This window comes from Halomicrobium sp. HArcht3-1 (genome assembly GCF_058933345.1).
In genome coordinates this window covers 243,453-262,337 of the sequence record NZ_JBZYDM010000003.1, presented here as the reverse complement: position 1 = coordinate 262,337, position 18,885 = coordinate 243,453, and the positions used below count along the sequence as shown (strand labels likewise).

Annotated in this window: 13 protein-coding genes; 5 read left to right on the top strand and 8 right to left on the bottom strand. The window is 64.1% G+C overall.

Going from position 1 to position 18,885, the window contains the following annotated elements:
* Position 1: 1 nt before the first annotated feature.
* From AC5FRW_RS06595 to AC5FRW_RS06580, 4 genes are all read right to left on the bottom strand, one after another.
* The gene (locus AC5FRW_RS06595; RefSeq protein WP_493567640.1) at positions 2–1,450 is read right to left on the bottom strand and encodes an ABC transporter substrate-binding protein; all 1,449 of its coding nucleotides are present in this window, start codon (positions 1,448–1,450) and stop codon (positions 2–4) included.
* A gap of 93 nt (positions 1,451–1,543) precedes the next feature.
* Positions 1,544–2,245: a helix-turn-helix domain-containing protein gene (locus AC5FRW_RS06590; RefSeq protein WP_493567639.1), complete on the bottom strand. Its 702-nt coding sequence runs from the start codon at positions 2,243–2,245 to the stop codon at positions 1,544–1,546.
* A gap of 94 nt (positions 2,246–2,339) precedes the next feature.
* Complete coding sequence (locus tag AC5FRW_RS06585) at positions 2,340–3,914, bottom strand: AMP-binding protein (protein WP_493567638.1); 1,575 nt, start codon at positions 3,912–3,914, stop codon at positions 2,340–2,342.
* Entirely contained in the window at positions 3,907–4,710 is an 804-nt protein-coding gene (locus AC5FRW_RS06580) for an alpha/beta fold hydrolase (protein WP_493567637.1), read from the bottom strand. The genes AC5FRW_RS06585 and AC5FRW_RS06580 overlap by 8 nt, the downstream gene beginning before the upstream one ends.
* 162 nt (positions 4,711–4,872) lie before the next feature.
* Between AC5FRW_RS06580 and ppc the strand changes: the two genes are divergently transcribed.
* Together ppc and AC5FRW_RS06570 are read left to right on the top strand one after the other, a co-directional pair.
* Entirely contained in the window at positions 4,873–7,569 is a 2,697-nt protein-coding gene (ppc, locus tag AC5FRW_RS06575) for a phosphoenolpyruvate carboxylase (protein WP_493567636.1), read from the top strand.
* 82 nt (positions 7,570–7,651) lie between these two features.
* Positions 7,652–8,629: a GNAT family N-acetyltransferase gene (locus AC5FRW_RS06570; RefSeq protein ID WP_493567635.1), complete on the top strand. Its 978-nt coding sequence runs from the start codon at positions 7,652–7,654 to the stop codon at positions 8,627–8,629.
* Positions 8,630–8,642: 13 nt separating this feature from the next.
* Here the strand turns inward: AC5FRW_RS06570 and AC5FRW_RS06565 are convergent, their stop codons facing one another.
* Complete coding sequence (locus AC5FRW_RS06565) at positions 8,643–10,334, bottom strand: histidine kinase N-terminal 7TM domain-containing protein (protein WP_493567634.1); 1,692 nt, start codon at positions 10,332–10,334, stop codon at positions 8,643–8,645.
* 147 nt (positions 10,335–10,481) lie between these two features.
* Between AC5FRW_RS06565 and AC5FRW_RS06560 the strand changes: the two genes are divergently transcribed.
* The gene (locus AC5FRW_RS06560) at positions 10,482–10,934 is read left to right on the top strand and encodes a universal stress protein (RefSeq protein ID WP_493567633.1); all 453 of its coding nucleotides are present in this window, start codon (positions 10,482–10,484) and stop codon (positions 10,932–10,934) included.
* 126 nt (positions 10,935–11,060) lie between these two features.
* Here the strand turns inward: AC5FRW_RS06560 and AC5FRW_RS06555 are convergent, their stop codons facing one another.
* The 3 genes from AC5FRW_RS06555 to glpA are packed head-to-tail and all read right to left on the bottom strand — an operon-like array spanning position 11,061 to position 15,410.
* Positions 11,061–12,440, bottom strand: a complete 1,380-nt coding sequence (locus AC5FRW_RS06555; RefSeq protein ID WP_493567632.1) for an anaerobic glycerol-3-phosphate dehydrogenase subunit C — start codon at positions 12,438–12,440, stop codon at positions 11,061–11,063.
* Positions 12,437–13,705 carry a glycerol-3-phosphate dehydrogenase subunit GlpB gene (gene glpB / locus AC5FRW_RS06550; RefSeq protein ID WP_493567631.1) on the bottom strand — a complete coding sequence of 423 codons (1,269 nt, stop codon included), beginning with the start codon at positions 13,703–13,705 and terminating at the stop codon, positions 12,437–12,439. Before glpB ends, AC5FRW_RS06555 begins: the two co-directional genes overlap by 4 nt.
* Entirely contained in the window at positions 13,695–15,410 is a 1,716-nt protein-coding gene (glpA, locus tag AC5FRW_RS06545; RefSeq protein WP_493567630.1) for an anaerobic glycerol-3-phosphate dehydrogenase subunit GlpA, read from the bottom strand. Before glpA ends, glpB begins: the two co-directional genes overlap by 11 nt.
* A gap of 640 nt (positions 15,411–16,050) precedes the next feature.
* Between glpA and glpK the strand changes: the two genes are divergently transcribed.
* Together glpK and AC5FRW_RS06535 are read left to right on the top strand one after the other, a co-directional pair.
* A complete protein-coding gene (gene glpK, locus AC5FRW_RS06540) occupies positions 16,051–17,583 on the top strand; it encodes a glycerol kinase GlpK (RefSeq protein WP_493567629.1) in 1,533 nt (510 codons plus the stop codon).
* Positions 17,584–17,586: 3 nt separating this feature from the next.
* The gene (locus AC5FRW_RS06535) at positions 17,587–18,699 is read left to right on the top strand and encodes a DUF7973 family transport facilitator (RefSeq protein ID WP_493567628.1); all 1,113 of its coding nucleotides are present in this window, start codon (positions 17,587–17,589) and stop codon (positions 18,697–18,699) included.
* Positions 18,700–18,885 lie beyond the last annotated feature (186 nt).

Sequence of the window (18,885 nt, the reverse complement as noted above, 5' to 3'; positions counted from 1 at the left end):
GTTACAACGAGCAGTTCATGTCGTCGCTGTCGGCCGGAATCGTCACCTGATCGCCGGAGATGCGGGCCAGTGGCTCGCCGGGCTGGATCAGCGAATCCCAGCTATCCGCCCACTGATCCTCTGTCGGGATTGGGTTTGCGACGGTCATCTCCGAGCGAGCCTGATTGTTGTACTCCTGGAAGGTGTAGGCCCCCTCGCCTTTCGGCGTATCCGTGACTGTCATGCCCTTGAGCGCACCGGTGATGTCGTCGGGGTCGGTCGATCCACCTTCCTGAATGGCCTGATGGATCGCGGACGCGCCCGTAAAAGCACCCGACGTGAACAGGTCCGGGACGACACCGTAGGCGCTGGTGTAGCTGTCGATGAAGGCGTCGTTGATCTCGTTGTCGTACTGATTCCAGTGGTATCGCGTGGTAAACGGTCCCAGATTCGAGTTCTCGATCTTCTCCTGAGTCAGTGGATCGCCGAGCACGCGCTGCATCGTCTGGCCGACGACGGAGTTGGTGATCCGGGTCGCGAAGCCACCGAAGGCCCGGAAGGAGTAGTCACCGGAGAGGAACGTGCTAAAGAGGTTCGGCAGCGTCGCGACGGTAAAGCCACCGACGATCCCCTCGGCACCGGCCTGTTCGGCGTTGTCGAGCAGGCCGCCCCACTCGGAGTAGCCCTGATTGACGAACCGCTCGCCGACGATATCGATCCCCTCCGATTCCAGCACGGAGCGGTAATTGTTGACTACAGCCCGGCCGAAACTGTAGTCCGCCCCGAACAGATACACCTTCGTCACGTCGGTCTCGTTGGCGACGTAGCGCCCGCCAGAGCGAGCGTCCATCGCGGTGTTCTCGCTGGCGCGATAGACGAGGTCGTCGCAGGTCTCGCTGTCGGACGTGATCCCGGCCGAGGCGGCCGGACCGACCATGATCGGAACCCCCGCAGCCTTGACGACGTTCGTGATGACTCGTGAGGCGGCACCCGAAGACGAACAGCCAGCCAGCATGTCCACGTTCTCGTTGCTGACCAGTTCCGTGGCGGCCGACTGGGCCGCATCGGCGGCGAACTCCGTGTCACGGACCACGAGTTCGTACTCGACATCGCCCACGGACACCGTCGTCGTGCCGGTGCCGACATCCGATGGAGGATCGGTGTCGCCTTTGTAGGCCAGCCCCGAGAGGAAGCCCCACAGGCCCTGCTGGCCGTAGTACGCGAGGTTCCCCGAGAGGGGCTGAAGCACGCCGATCTTCACAGTGCCCGATACTGATTGCGTCGTCGATCCACCCTCGGTGGTGTCTGTCTCGTCACTCATCGTCGTCTCCTGATCGGTCTGGCCGTCACTCCCGCCATCGCCGTTCCCGCCGTCGCCGCCGTCGCCGTCCTGCGTACAGCCTGCGAGCGCTACGACACCCGTCGCGCCAAACGTCTTGATCGCACGTCGTCGTGTGACAGTCCGGTCCATAACGAATAATCACACACCCGGCACTGACAAAACCACCGAGGTTTACATGTTAACGAACGTCAATAATAGCCCACTGCAGGGGTGTGGGCGTGGTCAGTCGATGTCGTGCAGTGCGTCGATGACCCGCTGGATCATCTTGCGCTGGCCTCGGCGCAAGTTCTTCGAGACGGCAGGCTTTGACACGTCGAACTCGTCGGCGAGGTTCCCGAGGGTCGCGTTTCGGGGCGTCTCGAAATAGCCACTGGAGACGGCGGCTTCGAGTGTCTCGCGTTCGGTATCCGAGAGGTCCTGACAGCCTTCGATGAGCGTCATCGCGGCCCCGGCGTTCTGAACGAGGCTATTCATCTCCGGGAGACTCGCATCCGTCCGCTCGACGATGTCGTACTCGTTGTTCCGGTCGAGTTCCGAGAGCGCCCGGTCGGCGCGCTCGCCGGTGTCGAAGCCGACGTGCCACACCTCGCTCCCGTCCTCGATGTAGAACGGTCCGGTGATGTAGCCGTCGTTGGCTCTGATCGTCCCCATCGCGTCCGTCTCGGCGATGACGGTCTTGATCTGGGCGACGTTGTCCCGGCGGGCCACGAGCGAGTAGTCGTTCATGTTCCCGTGTCCACGCAGCGTCGAGAGACCGTTCCCAAGCTCCTCGCGGTCCTCGGCCTCGACGACCATTCGCGTCTCTAGCTCGCGCGTGCGGCGGTCGAAGTCCCAGTGGACGGCAGCAAAGCTCAGTCCGTGATCGGCCGTCGTATCGATGAACGGACAGTCGTACTGTTCGACGTCCATCGAGAGTTCGATCATGGATCTACCTATCGAACCCTCACACTATACCATGATAAAAAATTCCGCCTTCGAAGGTATTAAGAAGTGACTACCGTGCAAACCCGGGATTCGATCACGTGCCGAACTCGTCGGCGACCGCTTCTCGGTCGATCTTGTCCGGGCCGCTGCGCGGGAGTTCGTCGACGAAGGTGAGTGCCCGTGGTCGCTTGAACCGTGCGAGGCGCCCGTCCAGAAACTCGGTGAGTGCGTCGAGGGTCAGTGACTCGTCGCCGACGACGACTGCCTTCCCGACCTGCCCCCACTGGTCGTCCTCGACGGGGACCACGACCACGTCCGAGACCGACGGGTGGGCCGAGATGGCGTCCTCGACTTCCGCCGGAAAGACGTTCTCGCCGCCGCTGACGTACATGTTCTTTTTGCGCCCCTCGATGCTGACGTAGCCGTCGGCGTCGATCCGGGCGAGGTCGCCCGTCGACACCCAGCCGTCGGGGCCGAAGGTCGCTGCGGTCGCCTCGGGGCGTTGCCAGTAGCCCGTGGCGCTGTGGGGGGATCTGATTTCGAGTTCACCGACCTCTCCCCGTGGCAGTTCCTCGCCGTCCTCGTCGACGATCCGCACGTCGACGTGGAGATTGGGGACGCCGACCGTCGATGCCTTCTCGCGGGGCCACTCGTCGGGCATCGCGAAGTTGTTCGGCCCGCTCTCGGTCAGTCCATACCCCTGTGAGAGGTCGATCCCGCGATCCCACCACGCCGACAGCACCGACTCGCGGCAGGGTCCGCCGCCTGACTTAGCCAGACGCAGCGTCGACACGTCCGTGTCCCCCCACTCGTCGTGTTCGACCATCATCCGCAGGACGGCGGGGACCGCCACGAGCAACGTCGCGGAGCGCTCCTCGATCACGCTGAGGACTGCCCCCGGATCGAACTCGCGGGCGATGGCGACGGTCCCACCCATGTGAAAGAGCGGGACGGTCAGGACGTTCCAGCCGCCAGTGTGGAACATCGGAAAGGTAAGTGGCGTCACGTCGTCGGGCCGAAGCCCCCACGACGTGACGGTGTTGGTCGCGTTCCAGACGATCGCCTCGTGGCTGATGACGGTCTCTTTCGGTGTCCCCGTCGAGCCGCCGGTGTGGAGGAAGAGGTGTGGATCACTCGGATCGAGCGTCGGCCCGTCGAACGGAGCGTCGTCGTCGGGCAGCGCCGTCTCGTAGGCTGTCCACGACGCCGGCGTTTCGACGGTCTCGTCTTCGGTCGAGAGCGAGAGGACCGGGCAATCGATGCCCCCCTCGTCGATGGCCGTCCGAACCGGTTCGGCGAACGGCGCTTCGACGACCAGCAGGGACGGAGCCACGTCGTCGAGTAGTTCGGCCAGCTCCGGCGGTGCGAGTCGGTGCGAGAGGGGCGCGAGCACGCCGCCGGTCTTGCCAGTCGCGAAAAACAGGTCGACGAACGCCGGGCGATTGCGCGAGACGACGGCCACGCGAGCGCCGGCGTCCCCGTTGCCCTGCGCACGCGTCACACCGTACTCCGCGAGCATCCGCGCACAGCGGTTGGCTCGCTCGTCGAGTGCTCGATAGGTGAACTCCCGGCCCGTCGTCGTGTCGACGAGTCCGATGCCATCGGGCGACAGCGTCGCCCGACGGGCGCTCCAGTCGCCGACCCAGCGCTGTGGTCCGTGTTCAGACATCGTCGAGGAACTCGCGCAGGTGTTCGTTGACGGTCTCGGCACGTTCGATGAAAAAGAGGTGTGAGCCGTCCTCGATGGCTTCGAGGCGCGCGTCGGGAATCCCTGCTTCGAGCAGCGTCGCGTTCTCGAAGGGGACGACCCTGTCTGCGGTGCCGTGGAGCAGTAGCGTCGGCACGTCGATCTCCCCGAGTCGATCACTCACGTCGAAGGCGACGGCGGCCGCACCCTGCCACTCGTACGCCTGTTCCGAGGGATCGGTCTCCAGTCGCCACTCGACGATCTGATCGATCACGTCACCGTGGTCCTCCCAGAACGACGCCGACACTGCGGGTCGCATCTTGTAGCGAATCGACTCGCTGCGGTCGTACTCGGGCGGCACGTCGAGCATCCGTTGCTGGGTCTCCTCGGGAATCGGGGCCGCGTCCTCGCCACCGGGCGTCGTCGCCAGCAACGCGAGCGATTCCGCTCGGTCGTAGTCGAGGGCGTACTGCTGGGCGATCATCCCACCGAGGCTCGCACCGACGACGTGGGCCGACTCGATACCGGCGTCGGCGAGGACGGCTTCGAAGTCCGCCGCCATCTGTTTGGTCGAGTACGGCCCCTCCGGTTCGTCGGAATCACCGGTCCCGCGGTTGTCCCAGACGAGCGTCCGATACGTCTCGCTGAGCGCCTCGCGCTGCCAGCGCCACATCCATGTTCCGTAACTCAACCCCTCGACGAACGCGATGGTTTCAGCGTCACTCGGTCCTTCGATATCGTAGGACAGACCGACACCGTCGTTCGAGGCGATCGGCATAGCATCAATTCTTCGTGATATGGCATCAACATTGACGTTCACGTGTAAACCCTCGAATCGATCACGATTTTTCACCAACGTCGGTGTGGAAATAATCGCACTCCACCGACACGAATTTTGACTTTCGCTAGAGTTTTAGGACTCCCCTGAGGACCCACTGGTATGAATTTACACGCCAGGGAAATCAACGAGGACGTTCGCGAACTCGGCGAACTTCTCGGTGAAGTGCTCGAAGCACAGTCCTCGACCGACGCGTTCGAAACGGTCGAACAGATCCGAACGTCGTCGATCGATTACCGTCGTGGCGACGCCGACGACCGGGCCGACGTAGAGCAGACACTGGACCGACTCTCGCCGGACATGCAGGACATCGTCGCCCGAGCGTTTACGACCTACTTCGAACTGATCAACCTCGCCGAAGAGCGCCAGCGCGTCCGTGAAATCCGCGAGGGCAGTCAGGAAGGAACCCTCGCAGACAGCGTCGAGGAAGCCGTCGAGAAACTCTCTGAACGCGGTGCGGACGCCGACACCGTCGAAAGCGTTCTCGACGACGTGCTGATCGAGCCGACGTTCACCGCCCACCCCACCGAAGCCCGGCGAAAGACGGTCAAGGCGAAACTCCGATCAGTCGCCAGCGACCTCGAAGAACTCGACGAGGTCAGGCTGACCGACAGCGAACAGGAACGGATCGAGGACGACCTCGCCGCCGAGGTCACGAGCCTCTGGCAGACCCCACAGGTCCGCGACCGCCGACCCGAGGTCACCGACGAAGCACTCAACGTCCAGTGGTACATCGAGAACGTCCTCTTCGAGGTCATCGATCAGGTGTACGACGAACTCGAAGACGCCGTCGACGAGGAGTACGACGACCCCATCGACGTGCCGAAGCTCTACGAGTTCCGCTCGTGGGCCGGCTCCGACCGTGACGGGAACCCCTTCGTCACGCCCGAGATCACCGAGGAGACACTGGAACGCCAGCGCGACGTCGTTCTGCCACTCTACCGCGACCGACTCAAGGAACTCTCCGGCGTCCTGAGTCAGGACGCGAGCAACATCGACACCACCGACGCCTTCGACGAACGACTCGACGCCCACAAAGAGGCGCTGCCGGGCGTCGCCGAGGAGGCCGAGGAACGCTACCCCGACGAACCCTACCGCCAGAAACTCAAGCTCATGCGCGAGGGGGTCCTGCGCGTCGGTGACGTACGCTCCGGTGGCTACACGGACGCAGAGGAACTCCTGACGGACCTGCGGACCATCGCCGACGACCTCCGGGCCAACGACGCCGACGTGATCGCGAAGTCCCACGTGGACCCACTCGTCCGCAAGGTCGACACCTTCGGCTTCACGCTCGCCGGGCTTGACATGCGCGACCACCGCAAGATGCACACCGACGCCATCGCGGAGACCGTCGAGGCGGAAGGCATCGACTACGCCGAGATGGACGAGGACGAACGTGTCGAGTTCCTCACCGAGGCCATCCTGCAGGAGGGCAAGATTATCGACATGGAGGACACCGAGGGGCTGACCGACGACTCCGCGCGGGTCATCCGTCGCTTCCGCAAACTCGCCGACTGGCAGCGGGAGTTCGGCGTCGACGCCATCGACACCTACGCGATCAGCTGGTGTGAGGAAGCGAGCCACGTGCTCGAAGTCCTGTTCCTCGGCGATCAGGCCGGCATCGTCGACCTGCCGGGCTACTGCGGACTCGATATCGTCCCCCTGCTCGAATCGAAGTACGCACTCGACGGTGCCCGCCGCATCATGGGGACGCTGTTCGAGAACGACGCCTACGAGAAGGCACTCGCAGCCCGCAACGGCGTCCAGGAGATCATGCTCGGGTATTCGGATTCCAACAAGGAGAACGGCTATCTCGCCGCCAACTGGTCGCTGTACCGAAATCAGAAGCGCCTCGCGGCGATCACGAACGACTTCGACGTGGACATGCGCCTGTTCCACGGTCGCGGTGGCTCGATCTCCCGCGGTGGCGGCCCGATGAACGACGCGATGCTGGCTCTGCCAAACGAGACCGTCACGGGCCAGATCAAGTTCACCGAGCAGGGCGAGGCTATCGCAGAGAAGTACGCCAACGAAAACATCGCCGAGCGCAACTTAGAACAGATGCTCAACGCACAGGTGCGCGCCCGGTACAACGCCCTCGAAGAACCCGTCGAGGAGATCCCCGAGGAGTGGGAAGAGGCCATGGAGACGGCCTCGGAGGCCGCCCGCCTGAAGTACGAGTCGCTGCTTGGTACCGACGGCTTCGTCGACTTCTTCGAGCAGGCGACGCCGATCACCGTCATCGAGAACCTCAACATGGGGTCGCGCCCGGCCTCGCGCAGCGAGGACCGCAGCGTCGACGACCTCCGTGCGATCCCGTGGGTGTTCTCGTGGACGCAGGCCCGCTGTATCATCCCCGGCTGGTACTCCATCGCCACGGGGCTGCAGGCGTACCTCGACGACGGCGGCGACATCGAAACGCTCCAGGAGATGTATCAGGAGTGGCCCTTCTTCCGGACGAAACTCGACAACGCGTCGCTGGCACTCGCACGCACCGACTTCGACATCGCCGAGCAGTACGCTGCGCTCGCCGACGACGAGCTGCGTGAGCGCATCTTCCCGGACATCAGACAGGAGTACGAGGACACTGTCTCGCTGGTCAAACAGATCACCGGTCAGGACAGCCTGCTCAAACGCGACTGGCTCGAACAGAACCTCGACCGCCGGAACCCCTACGTCGACCCGCTCAATCTGCTGCAGGTCAGGCTGCTGGCCCAGAGCCACCTGACCGAGACCGAACGGCGGACGCTGCGCCTGACGGTTCAGGGTATCGCTGCCGGGATGAAAAACACCGGATAACGCCGGGTTCCCGCGCTCTATTTTCAATTCTTGTATTTTCGACCCAACAGCGAAAGCGCTGCCCAGCGCCGTTCGACGTGTCATGTCGATTGATGACACTCGATCCGGCGAGAACCGACAGAACGACGAACCGACGCTGCTGGCGGGGGCAGTCCGTGGCGCGATCAGAGCGGCCGCCACCGACACGGTGACGACGGCGACCATCGCGGAGACCGTGGATGCATCGTGCGAGCGGGTCGCCGACGTGCTCGGCATGATGGCCGACGACGGTGAGGTCACGCGGGCAGCAGTGGGTGGTGACGAGACCCACTGGGTCGCCAGCACGGAGTCGGTCGACGGGTACAGGACGGCAAACTCCTACGTCGTCTCCGATCAAACGACCGGGCTCGTCACGCGTTCGAACACCCGTGCGGGGGCCTACCGTCGGCTCGCTGATAGAATCGAGCAGTTCACGGCCGGGGAGTACGTCGGGGCACAGGTCCTCGGGATTGCCGAGCGCGTGATGGGACCGTCCTACCTCGACAGCTACGACGAACTCGTCGAGGAGTACGTGCGTCCCGCCGACCGACACCTCTACGTGTACGTCGAGGACGAGGGGGTGATCGAGATAGAGCGGTCGACGGCACTCAATCGCTCACAGTCGGTGCTGGGGTTCGCACTGACTGGTGTGTACACGCAGGCGGCGTTCGCCGAGCGGTCCGTCGTGCCCATGGATCGCCTGCTGGCCGAGACGATCATCGAGCCAGCGCACTTCCCACTGGGCGTGTTCAAGTTCTCTGCGGTCCACCCGGACCACCAGCGACAAGGGATCGGCCGGGCACTCACGACTCACGGGATGGCGTATCTCGCGGCGAACCCACCCGTCGTGGCGATGCTGTGGGACCGGTCGGACAACCCCGGCAACGTCAAGATCGCAGAGCGATACCCCGGGACCGAATGTCTCGGTCGCTTCGAGGGCGCGACGCCGCTGGGCCGACGGTGTCCGGTCTGTGGGTTCGAGACCGAGTGTTCCTGTGGGACGATCCTCTATGGCTGGGGCTTCGATGTGGTCGACGGCTAACGGACGCCCCGAGCTAAACCACCGCAGGGGGATCACGAACCCGTTCGAGCGTGATCTCGACCAGTGCACCGGTGGCGGTGTTCGTGATCTCGACACTGCCCTCGGAGTTTTGGACCGCCCAGTGCAAGAGCCAGAGTCCCAGCCCGCTGCTGTGGCGTAACTGATCGATCTCACGTGTTTCGAGAATCTCCGCTTCTTCGGGATTGATGCCCGGCCCGTCGTCCTCGACACTGATCGTCACCGTCGTCTCGGTCTGTCGGACCTGTGCAGTGAGTGACGGCGACGAGCCGTCGTTGTGGACGATCCCGTTCTCCAGTGCGCTCTTGACCGCAAGCTCTAGCTTTGCGTCGACGTGGGCCCAGGCTTCGGCCGGTGTCTCGACGGTGATCGACGCGTGTGGGTATCGCTCTCTCGCCCACGACGCCGCGTCTTCGACGACCCGAGCGATGTCGACTTCGTGTCTCGGTCTGTCGGCCTCGACCAGATGCTCGATCGCACGGGCCTTCTTGCTCGTCTCGATGATGTCGTCGCACTTGTCGATAACCGTCCGTGCGTGTTCGCTCTCTGCCGCTGCCGACTCGTGGGCGAGTAGCTCCCCGCGGGCGCGGATGACGTTGAGATCGTTACTGAGGTCGTGGCGAAACACCCGCCCGAACACCTGCTTGAGTAGCTCTAGCTCGTTCTCGTGGCGCTTGAGCGCGGTCACGTTCTTGAACACGAGGACGGTACCGATGCGCTGGTCCCCGTTGGTGATCGCCTTTCGATCGATCGTGAGATATTCGTAGTCGTTGCCCGTCTCGATCGCGATCGTCTCACTCGTCCGTCCCGAACGGTACGCTTCGACGACGGCGGGATAGGCATCGAGCACGTCCGTGACGGGTCGCTCGACGGGGTTGTCCTCGATGTCGAACATCTCGCTTGCGGCCCGGTTCACGTCGGCGACGGTGCCACGGTCGTCGACGGTGATGACGGCCTCGTCCATCACGTCGTAGGCCGTCCGGCGTGCGATCGGGACGATCTCGAAGAGCCGGAAGCGATAGAGTCCCCAGCCGAAGATCGAGGCCCCGACGATGAACGCGAGCGGCGTCGGATTCAGGTACGGAACCGGGATCAGCCCGGCAGTGAACACGAGGCTGGTCGTGCACGGAACGGCCGCTCCGACCAGCAGGACGGCCGTCTGTCGCCGATAGATGCCGTCGAACCGGAAGAAACTCCGAACGAGCAACGCCAGCCCGGCGATGATGAGGCCGAAGCTGTACACGGCGTGGACGAGAAACCAGAGCTGTTGTTCCGCATAGAGGATGCCGCGAGCGTCGACGAACGATTCGGGTCCCCACAGCAGGGCGTGGGCGGGGTTCGTCGCCGCGACGAGTACGTTCAACACCGGCATCACGAGAAAGAGCCCGAGGACGGTGTTCGGGTAGCGCGTGCGCTGGCTGTATTCGAGGGTGACCATGAACCAGCCTGCGCTGGTGATGTTCGCACTCACCAGCACGAGACTCGCGCTCCCGAGTGTCAGCGAGAGGCTATCGAACAGGATGGTCCCGGACCAGAACAGCGACCAGCCAGCCATTCCCACCAGCGTGAGCGCGAGCCAGCGGCCAGCGACCTGATCGCGTTTTTGCCAGCTCACCCACGCAACCCAGAGTGCAGGGACGATGGCGAGAAGCAGCACTACCGCGTACAGGTCCGGGCCTGAGACCATTCGTCTGTTCATGCACGTACAGTTATTTGTATCTTTAGCTCCGAGTAACGAATTTCTTGGACAGACGACACTGTCCGCCTGTGATCGACACCACCGTTGTTGTAAATCACCGTATGATTTTTGAGTCGTCCACGTGAGTGAACCGCTATGGCACTGGAAACAGTACTGCTGGCGCTCGGTCCCAACGACGAGTCACGAACGGACGAACTCAGCGAGACAGTCATGGAGATCGCTGGTCCGTCGGACGCGACGGTCGTCCTCGCACACGTGTTTACACCGGAGGAGTACGAGGAGGCGATCAGCCGACTCGACTTCGCCGACGCCGCGGACGCGGACGTCGACGAGGTCACAGAGCGGCTCTCGATCGTTCGCGAGGTCGAACAGTCGCTGACCGACGCGGGTATCGAATACCGGGTTACGGGCCGGATCGGGGAACACGGCGCCCGGATCGTCGACATCGCCACCGAAGAAGGGGTCGATCACGTCATCGTCGGTGGTCGCCGGCGGTCGCCGACCGGGAAAGCAGTGTTCGGCTCGACCGCCCAGCACGTCCTACTCGAATCGCCGGCACCGGTCACGTTCGTCCGCGGCGAGGATTGATTCCTCGTCGCAGTGACTCACTACTCGCCGACGAGACGACTCACAGAAGCTGAACCGCCGGTGCGTGCGAGTCACTCCTCGTCGCAGTGACTCACTCACCGAAGCTGAACCGCCGGTGCGTGCGAGTCACTCCTCGGCGATCGCTGCGTCGATCACTTCGAGCGGGTGGCGGATCTCGTAGCCACTCCCGTGTTCCATCTGCATCGAGCAGGTCGGACACTCGGTGAGACCGGTCTCGGGTGCAACGGCGTCCATGTGCTCGAACATCTCCTCGCCGATCGCCATCGATTTCTCGTATTTCTCTGCCTTCCAGCCGTAGGTCCCCGAGATACCCGAACAGGACTCGCCCACGTCCTCGATTTCGACGCCGTCGAGTTCTCGGAACAGTTCGACGGCCTGTCGTTCGAGACCCTGATTGCGGGCGTGACACGGCGCGTGATAGGCGAGATCCGGGAAGTCGACGCTCGCACCGGCGAGTTCGCCTTCGAGGTCCTCGTGGATGCGGAGGTACTCGACGGCCTCGAAGGTGCTCTCGGCCACGTCCTCGATGCCGTCGATGTCGAACAGTTCGGGGTACTCCTGACGGAGCGCCATCGAACAGGACGTACACGAGGCGATGGCGTCGTATCCCTGTTCGACGAGGTCAGCAAACGAGGAGACGTTCACCTCTGCACCGCGGCGCGCGTCGTCTAACATCCCGTTGGCGAACATCGGCGTGCCAGAACAGCGCTGCTCGGGAACGACGATTTCGTAGCCGAAGTGCTCGTAGGTGGCGACGAGCGATTTCGCGACTTCCGGCGTGTTGTAGTTGCTGTAACAGCCGTGGAAGTAGGCGATCTTTTTGTCTGTGTCCCGTGGGTCGCCCATGCGCTCGCGGGCCTCGCGGGCGTTCTCTCGGGAGGTCGCTGCGCCGCCGCGGGCGGCCCACCACTCGCGGAAGGTCTGGGTCGCGAAGGCGGGGAACTCCCGTTCGCTGGTGACTCCGAGGGTCTTTTCCATGACCCAGCGGGCCGGTCCGAAGTTCATCACGGCGTTGGCGAGTCGCGGCACTTTGCTGGCGAACCACGCCGAGGTCCGGTAGTTCGCGAGGATCCGGTTGCGCCAGTATTCCGTCGAGAGCTTGCTCATCTCCTCGTCGACGTACTCGCCACGGGCCTCGTTGTGCATCTGGCTCAGTGGGACGCCCGAGGGGCAGGCGTCGTCACAGCGCATGCAGTTCGAGCAGTCCATGATGGAGTCGTCGATTGCGAACTCCTCTCCCTCGTCGGTCTGCTTGAGCCGCCACTGTTCCGGCCCCTGAAACTTCGGTCCCGGGAAGCTATCGTCGACTTCCGCGACCGGGCAGTTGGTGTCACATGTCGAGCACTTCGTACAGGAGTCCGCGCCCGGCCGCAGGTCCATCGTGCCCTCGTCGGGGAACACCTGCACCGGTTCGAACTCCTCGCCCGTGTTCGGTTCCGTCGGTTCGAACGACTCCTCCGTCGGTGTGTCTGCTGAATCACTCATGCCAGATCCTCCACTGCCTGTTTCCCTGCTGCGTAGCCGGTCGCGATCGAAACCCCGCTCCCGGACTTCTCGGCGGCGAAATCGTAGCCCCCGAGGGTCGCACCCGCTGCTCTGAGATTGTCGAACTCGACTTCGCCCCGTTCGTCACGCGGGCGCAGATCCGGTCCCGCGTCCACCCCGAACCGGGCGAAGGCGTGGTCGTCGAAGACGCCGTCTTCGAACCAGTCGTATCGGTCCGCCGGGTGGGGGACGTGACAGTCGAAGATCGGTTCGGTGACGCCCGCGCGCGTGCTCTCGACACCCTTGCTGACGAGACCACCGGTCGCCAGCACGTACTGGTCGGCGCTGTACGGCACCGTCGCACCCTTGCGGTCGACGACGACGTGCTCGATGTGATCCTCGCCTTCGAAGCCGACGACGGGATTGCCGGCCTCGAAGCTCGCGCCCGCCTCGTCGAGGGCCTCGAACAGCCGATCCTCCAGCCTGAGGCCCGGTAGCGACGGCGGTCCCATCGGCACCTCGAAGACGGCCGCACCGAGTTCGGCTTCGAGTGTCGCCCGCACGGCGTCCGTATGGTCGTCGCCAAGCACCGCCGGGAAGCCAACCCGTTCGTGCCCGTCGAGGTGTTCTTTGACGCGGTCGGCCAGCGCCGTTCGCGCGCCCACCGCCCTGCCGTCGACGGCCACGTCGCTGTCCTGATCGAGCAGTTTGGCGTACCGGGTCACCTTGGCGTCGGCCCGCAGATCGCCCGGGAAACTGATCGTGACGCCGTCGGTCTCGAAGGGAGCGCCCGCAGCAGCGAGGTGATTCGCTGCCAGCGGGGCGTCGAAGTCCGCCAGCGTTTCGAAGCCCACGAGCAGCGTCGACCGGTCGTCGGTCGCGATACCGGCAGCAGCGCCCGCGGGGTATCGCGCGGTCGGTTTGACCGTCCCGCCATGGGTCGGGAGCAAGGCGTTGTCGTCCGTGTGGCCGCCGTAGTACCCCGACACCGCGTCGTCGAACAGTGCCATCCCGTCGCGGACGGTGTCGCGCCCCACGAGGCGATATGGGTGCTCGTCGTGCAGTCGGTCCATCGCGTCGTAGGGATCGACGACGGCTTGGTCGTCGACGTAGCCGAGCAGGTCGACGAGACCGGAGGCCTGTCGCAGGGAACTCTGTTTGTAGGTGACGAGCCTGACACTCGCGTCCTCCCGGGCGGCCGCGAGCGCGCTCGTCAGCCCTGCCAGCCCGCCGCCGACGACCAGCACGTCAGACTCAATCGCCATCGGCCGCCTCCCGCCGAGGTTCCGCTCGACCGTGTCGGTCGGGGCCACTGTCGAAGGCCGCGAAGTCGATGGCGTCGTGTGTGGCGGGGTCTTGATCCCGGTTCTGCGTGGTCGCGTGCAGCGCGTAGTTGATCATCGCCTGCTGGAGCTGATTGCCCCACAGGGCGTGGCGCTGGCCCTTCCAGCGCTCCTGTAGCAGGTCGTCCCACGAGTCTCGAACCGTCGCCTCGTCGTACTCAGGGTGGAGTTCGCTGGCGAGGCGATGGACACAGAAGCCCCCCTGACAGTTCCCCATCGAGGCACGCGTCCGAATCCGGGTCGCGTTGAGATCGGCTCCCGATTGGGCGATGGCATCGCGGACCTCCGCGCGCGTGACACCTTCGCACTCACAGAGGACGGGATTGGCTTCGTTGGTCTTCAGTACTTCGTCGGCCCGCGAGCCGAGGCGTTCGACGCTCCGGCGACCGATCGGCGAGCGCAGACCGAACTCGTCCATGTAGTCCCGCAGGACCGAGAAGTCCTCGCTGCCGGGCAGGGGAACGTCTGCGGTCCGGCAATTCGTGTCCATACCGAACTTAGCGACGATGTGGTCGGCGATCTCCTCACCCATCATCCGGTAGGTCGTGAACTTCCCGCCGACGATGGAGGTCATGCCCGGGAGGGCGTCGCGTTCCTCGTGGTCGAGCAGGAAGTAGTCCCGCGTGATGTCAGTGGGGTCCTCGCTGCCGACCTCCGGGGGTTCGTACAGCGGCCGGACGCCCCAGAAAGAGCGGATCGAGCGGGCGTCGGCGAGCATCGGCACCAGTTCCGAGAGGGTCTCGATCATCTGGTCGACTTCCCACTGTTCCTCGGGGTAGTCCTCGGGATCCTCGACCTCTTCGTCGGTCGTTCCGAGGATCGCCGTCGTCTCGTGGGGGACGATGATGTCGGCGTCGCCCTTGGGCCGACAGCGGTTGATGACGGTGTCGACCTGCCGGACGTTCATGATCGTCATGACGCCCTTCGAGGGGCGCACTTCCACGTCGAGACCGGCCATGTCGCCGATCCGACCGGCCCACGCGCCCGTGGCGTTGACGACGTGGTCGGCACGGATCACTTCGCTCCCGGACTGGACGCCGTGGACGCGGTCGCCCGACTTGGCCCCGTGTTCGACTTCGACGCCGACGACTTCGCCACCCTCGACGACCAGATCGGTTACCTTCGTGTGGGTCTCGATGCGTGCGCCGTGTTCCTGCGCGCTGGCGGCGTTGGCGACGACGAGTCGGAACGGATCGACCGCGCCGTCGGGGACGGTGATCGCCTTGTCGATGTCCGTCGCGAGATACGGTTCGCGCTCGCGTGCGCGCTCGCCCGAGATGACTTCTGCAGGGATGTCACAGTCCGCACAGCCCTGTAACTTCTCTTCGAAGTACTCTTCGGTGTCCTCCGGGCGCTTGACGAACATCCCACCGGTCATCTCGACGCAGTGGCTGGCGATGTCGCGCAACACTCTGTTCTCCTCGATACACTCGCGGGCGCTCTTCTGGTCGGAGACCGCGTACCGGCCACCGCTGTGCAGCAAGCCGTGCATGCGGCCGGTCGTGCCGTGGGTGAGGTTCCCCTGCTCGACCAGTGTCACGTCCGCACCCCGCATCGCGAGGTCCCGGGCGACGCCCGCGCCGGTCGAGCCGCCACCAATGACGACGATTCGTGGTGTCGATGCCATCTATATTCGAACCGGTTCGGACCCCATCCACTTTACTTCATCGACAGTCCAACACCAGTGGTAAATGTATATATCTATAATTTAGTATATTCGTGGACGCCACCCTGAGACGATCAGTCGGAGCCATCTGATCGCTGGCGACTCGACGTGTCTGAATCCCAGACTGACACGAGACGGTGGATACCGCACTTTCGGGCCGTCACTCGACTGTCTCTACACGAGACCGGTATGTTTATGCTCGGAATGAACGCGCCAGTCACCTTTCTAGCGAAATGAACGATATCGGGGGGACCGAACCGGCCCACGTGTCAACGAGGACGCCCATCGAGCAAGAGAGTCTCCAGTAGCGGCCCGTATCCCTGTCGAGAGCGGACGGAATCGTAATCGAGTACAGTGTAGGGTGCTGTTCGCGGTAGCGCTGTGCGGTCACTCCGAAACGATGGTCGTATCAGTCGCTCCTCGAATCCCGAAATAGCATCCTCGACCGTCTGAGTCCCTCGAATCGATGGGAAACCTATGTGAACGACCATTCTATTTACTGTCGGTGCCCCATCCTCAGTAACATTTATAATGATTCCCTATGTTGTTTACCAGCAAGGCGGTACACGCGATAAACTACCGCCCGTTGGAGAACCTACATATGGCAGACACATACGTTGGCGCAATCGACCAGGGGACGACCGGCACTCGCTTCATGGTGTTCGACCACAGCGGGCAGGTCGTCGCGAACGCCTACGAACAACACGAACAGATCTACCCGGAGCCGGGCTGGGTCGAGCACGACCCCGTCGAAATCTGGGAGAACACGAAGTCAGTCGTCAACGCCGGTCTCGACGATGCCGGACTCGACGCGACACAGCTCGAAGCGATCGGGATCACGAACCAGCGAGAGACGACGGTCGTCTGGGACAAAGACTCCGGCCGTCCCATCCACAACGCGCTGGTCTGGCAGGACCGCCGGACCACCGACCGTGTCGAGGAACTCGAAGCGGACGGCAAAGTCGAGATGATCCGCGAGAAAACCGGGCTGGAAGCCGACGCCTACTTCTCCGCGACCAAGACCGAGTGGATCCTCGACAACGCCGAGCCACTCAAACTGGAGAGTTCCCGCACGCGGGACCTCCGTGACCGTGCCCGCGACGGCGAACTCCTGATGGGGACGATCGACACGTGGCTGATCTACAAACTGACTGGCAACCACATAACCGACGTGACCAACGCCTCCCGGACGATGCTGTACGACATCGAGGGGCTGACGTGGGATCCAGAACTGCTGGAGGAGTTCGACGTACCCGAGGCCATGCTCCCCGAGGTTCGCCCGTCGTCCGACGAGGAGACCTACGGCTCGACCGACTCCGACGGCTTCCTCGGTGCCGAAGTGCCGGTCGCGGGCGCACTCGGCGACCAGCAGGCGGCACTGTTCGGGCAGACCTGCTTCGATGCAGGTGACGCCAAGAACACCTACGGCACGGGATCGTTCTATCTGATGAACACTGGTGACGAAGCCGTCGCCTCCGACCACGGACTGCTGACGACGATCGGTTTCCAGATGTCCGGTGAACCGGTCCAGTACGCACTGGAGGGGTCGATCTTCATCACCGGCGCTGCCATCGAGTGGCTCGAAGACGTCGACCTGATCAGCAACGCCGCCCAGACCGCCGAACTGGCGAGTTCGGTCGACTCGACCGACGGCGTCTACATGGTGCCGGCATTTACCGGGCTTGGCGCGCCCCACTGGGATGGTCGCGCACGCGGGACGATCGTCGGGATGACGCGTGGCACCCGCAAGGAACACATCGTCCGGGCGACGCTCGAATCCATCGCCTACCAGACCAGAGACATCGCCGAGGCGATGGAAGCCGACTCCGGCGTCGAGACCACGTCACTGCGTGTCGACGGCGGTGCGGTCAAGAACAACTTCCTCTGTCAGCTACAGTCCGACATCATCCAGACCGACATCGCGCGCCCGGAAGTCGACGAGACGACCGCGCTCGGATCGGCGTACGCGGCGGGTCTCGCGGTCGGGTACTGGGACACCATCGACGAACTGCGCGACAACTGGCAGATCGACCGCGAGTTCGAACCCGAGATGGAGACGAGCAAAGCGGACAAGATGTACAGTCGGTGGGACGATGCGGTCGACCGCTCTCGTGACTGGGCACAGGAGGAATAATCGATGCTCGACATCGTCTTGCAAATTCCGGTCATCGACATGGGCGTCAGCGACCTCGTGTTCCTGCTGATCGCGGCCTTTGCCGGCGGTGCATTCGGTGCCGCGATCGGGGCACTCCCCGCGTTCTGTTTCACCGGGTTCATGGTCATCGCTGGCGAAGCCGTCGCAATCCTGCGACAGAACATCCTCGCCGGTGATGTCGGCGAACTCGGCGCGACCGGCGTCACCGGGGCCATCGCGTTCGGTCCCGTCTTTGGCCCGCACGTCGCCTTCGCTGGCGGCGCGGCAGCGGCCGCCTACGCTGCAAAGAAAGAGGGTGCGATGCCCGAACCCGAAGAAGGTGGCTACCACCCTGCCAAGGACATCGCCTACGCTCTCGGGACGCGCCCGGACGTGCTCGCCGTCGGTGGTCTCTTCGGGATCGTCGGTGCCGTCGGGACTGCTATCTCCGGTGGCGCTGCGCTCCCGTGGGACCCCATCGCGATCATGGTGGTCGTCTCCGCGGCGCTGCACCGAGTCGTCTTCGGATACCCGCTGATCGGGGCCGGGAGCCGGAACATCCTCGATATGTCCCCCTTCGAGAAGGGTGAGATGCGGATGGCGACCGACGGCAGCGGCGACGATGTCGCGACCGACGGTGGCTACGCGTCGAAGCGACTGGCCGTCGAGCCGTGGCTTCCCCACCAGTACAAGTGGGGCAACGTCGCCATGATCGGTCTCGTGGCCGGGCTACTCGGTGGCTTCATCGCACTGAAGACCGGCAGCGCGTTCCTGGGCTTCGGTATCTCTGCCGCTAGCCTGACCTTCCTCAACCTCGGGGTCGAGAAGATACCCGTCACGCACCACATGACGCTGCCGGCGAGTACGGCGTCGCTCGCAGTGTTTGCCGACCCCACTGGAACGGCCGCGATCATCGCGCTGGTGGTCGGTGGCCTGTTCGGTGTCTACGGTGCACTCGTCGGCGAGGTCGTCCAGCGGGTCTTCTACGCCCACTCGGACACCCACTTCGACCCGCCCGCAGCAGCGATCGTCGTCGCCACGCTTACCGTGGTCATCCTCGCGATCGCGGGTGTGTTCGACAGTTCCTCGTGGGTCCCCGCGCTGGGACTGTTGTAGTCCGACCACCCCCGTTTCCGATTCGAAGAGACCACGATGCACACACAGCGAGGAGAGCGGTACTGGATCGGCGGACGAGTGGCCCCTAGCCGTCGGCAGAGCGGTCGGGCCGTGCGAACGACCCCGTCATACACGAGCGCGACGAGGTCGTACCGTCGATCATCCTCGCAGGACGATGACACCCTG

Coding starts and splice junctions, on each gene's coding strand:
- AC5FRW_RS06570 (WP_493567635.1), top strand. CDS start 7,652: ATGTCGATTGATGACACTCGATCCGGCGAGAACCGACAGAACGACGAA.
- AC5FRW_RS06595 (WP_493567640.1), bottom strand. CDS start 1,450: ATGGACCGGACTGTCACACGACGACGTGCGATCAAGACGTTTGGCGCG.
- AC5FRW_RS06535 (WP_493567628.1), top strand. CDS start 17,587: ATGCTCGACATCGTCTTGCAAATTCCGGTCATCGACATGGGCGTCAGC.
- glpK (WP_493567629.1), top strand. CDS start 16,051: ATGGCAGACACATACGTTGGCGCAATCGACCAGGGGACGACCGGCACT.
- AC5FRW_RS06560 (WP_493567633.1), top strand. CDS start 10,482: ATGGCACTGGAAACAGTACTGCTGGCGCTCGGTCCCAACGACGAGTCA.
- ppc (WP_493567636.1), top strand. CDS start 4,873: ATGAATTTACACGCCAGGGAAATCAACGAGGACGTTCGCGAACTCGGC.
- glpB (WP_493567631.1), bottom strand. CDS start 13,705: ATGGCGATTGAGTCTGACGTGCTGGTCGTCGGCGGCGGGCTGGCAGGG.
- AC5FRW_RS06565 (WP_493567634.1), bottom strand. CDS start 10,334: ATGGTCTCAGGCCCGGACCTGTACGCGGTAGTGCTGCTTCTCGCCATC.
- AC5FRW_RS06580 (WP_493567637.1), bottom strand. CDS start 4,710: ATGCCGATCGCCTCGAACGACGGTGTCGGTCTGTCCTACGATATCGAA.
- AC5FRW_RS06585 (WP_493567638.1), bottom strand. CDS start 3,914: ATGTCTGAACACGGACCACAGCGCTGGGTCGGCGACTGGAGCGCCCGT.
- AC5FRW_RS06555 (WP_493567632.1), bottom strand. CDS start 12,440: ATGAGTGATTCAGCAGACACACCGACGGAGGAGTCGTTCGAACCGACG.
- AC5FRW_RS06590 (WP_493567639.1), bottom strand. CDS start 2,245: ATGATCGAACTCTCGATGGACGTCGAACAGTACGACTGTCCGTTCATC.
- glpA (WP_493567630.1), bottom strand. CDS start 15,410: ATGGCATCGACACCACGAATCGTCGTCATTGGTGGCGGCTCGACCGGC.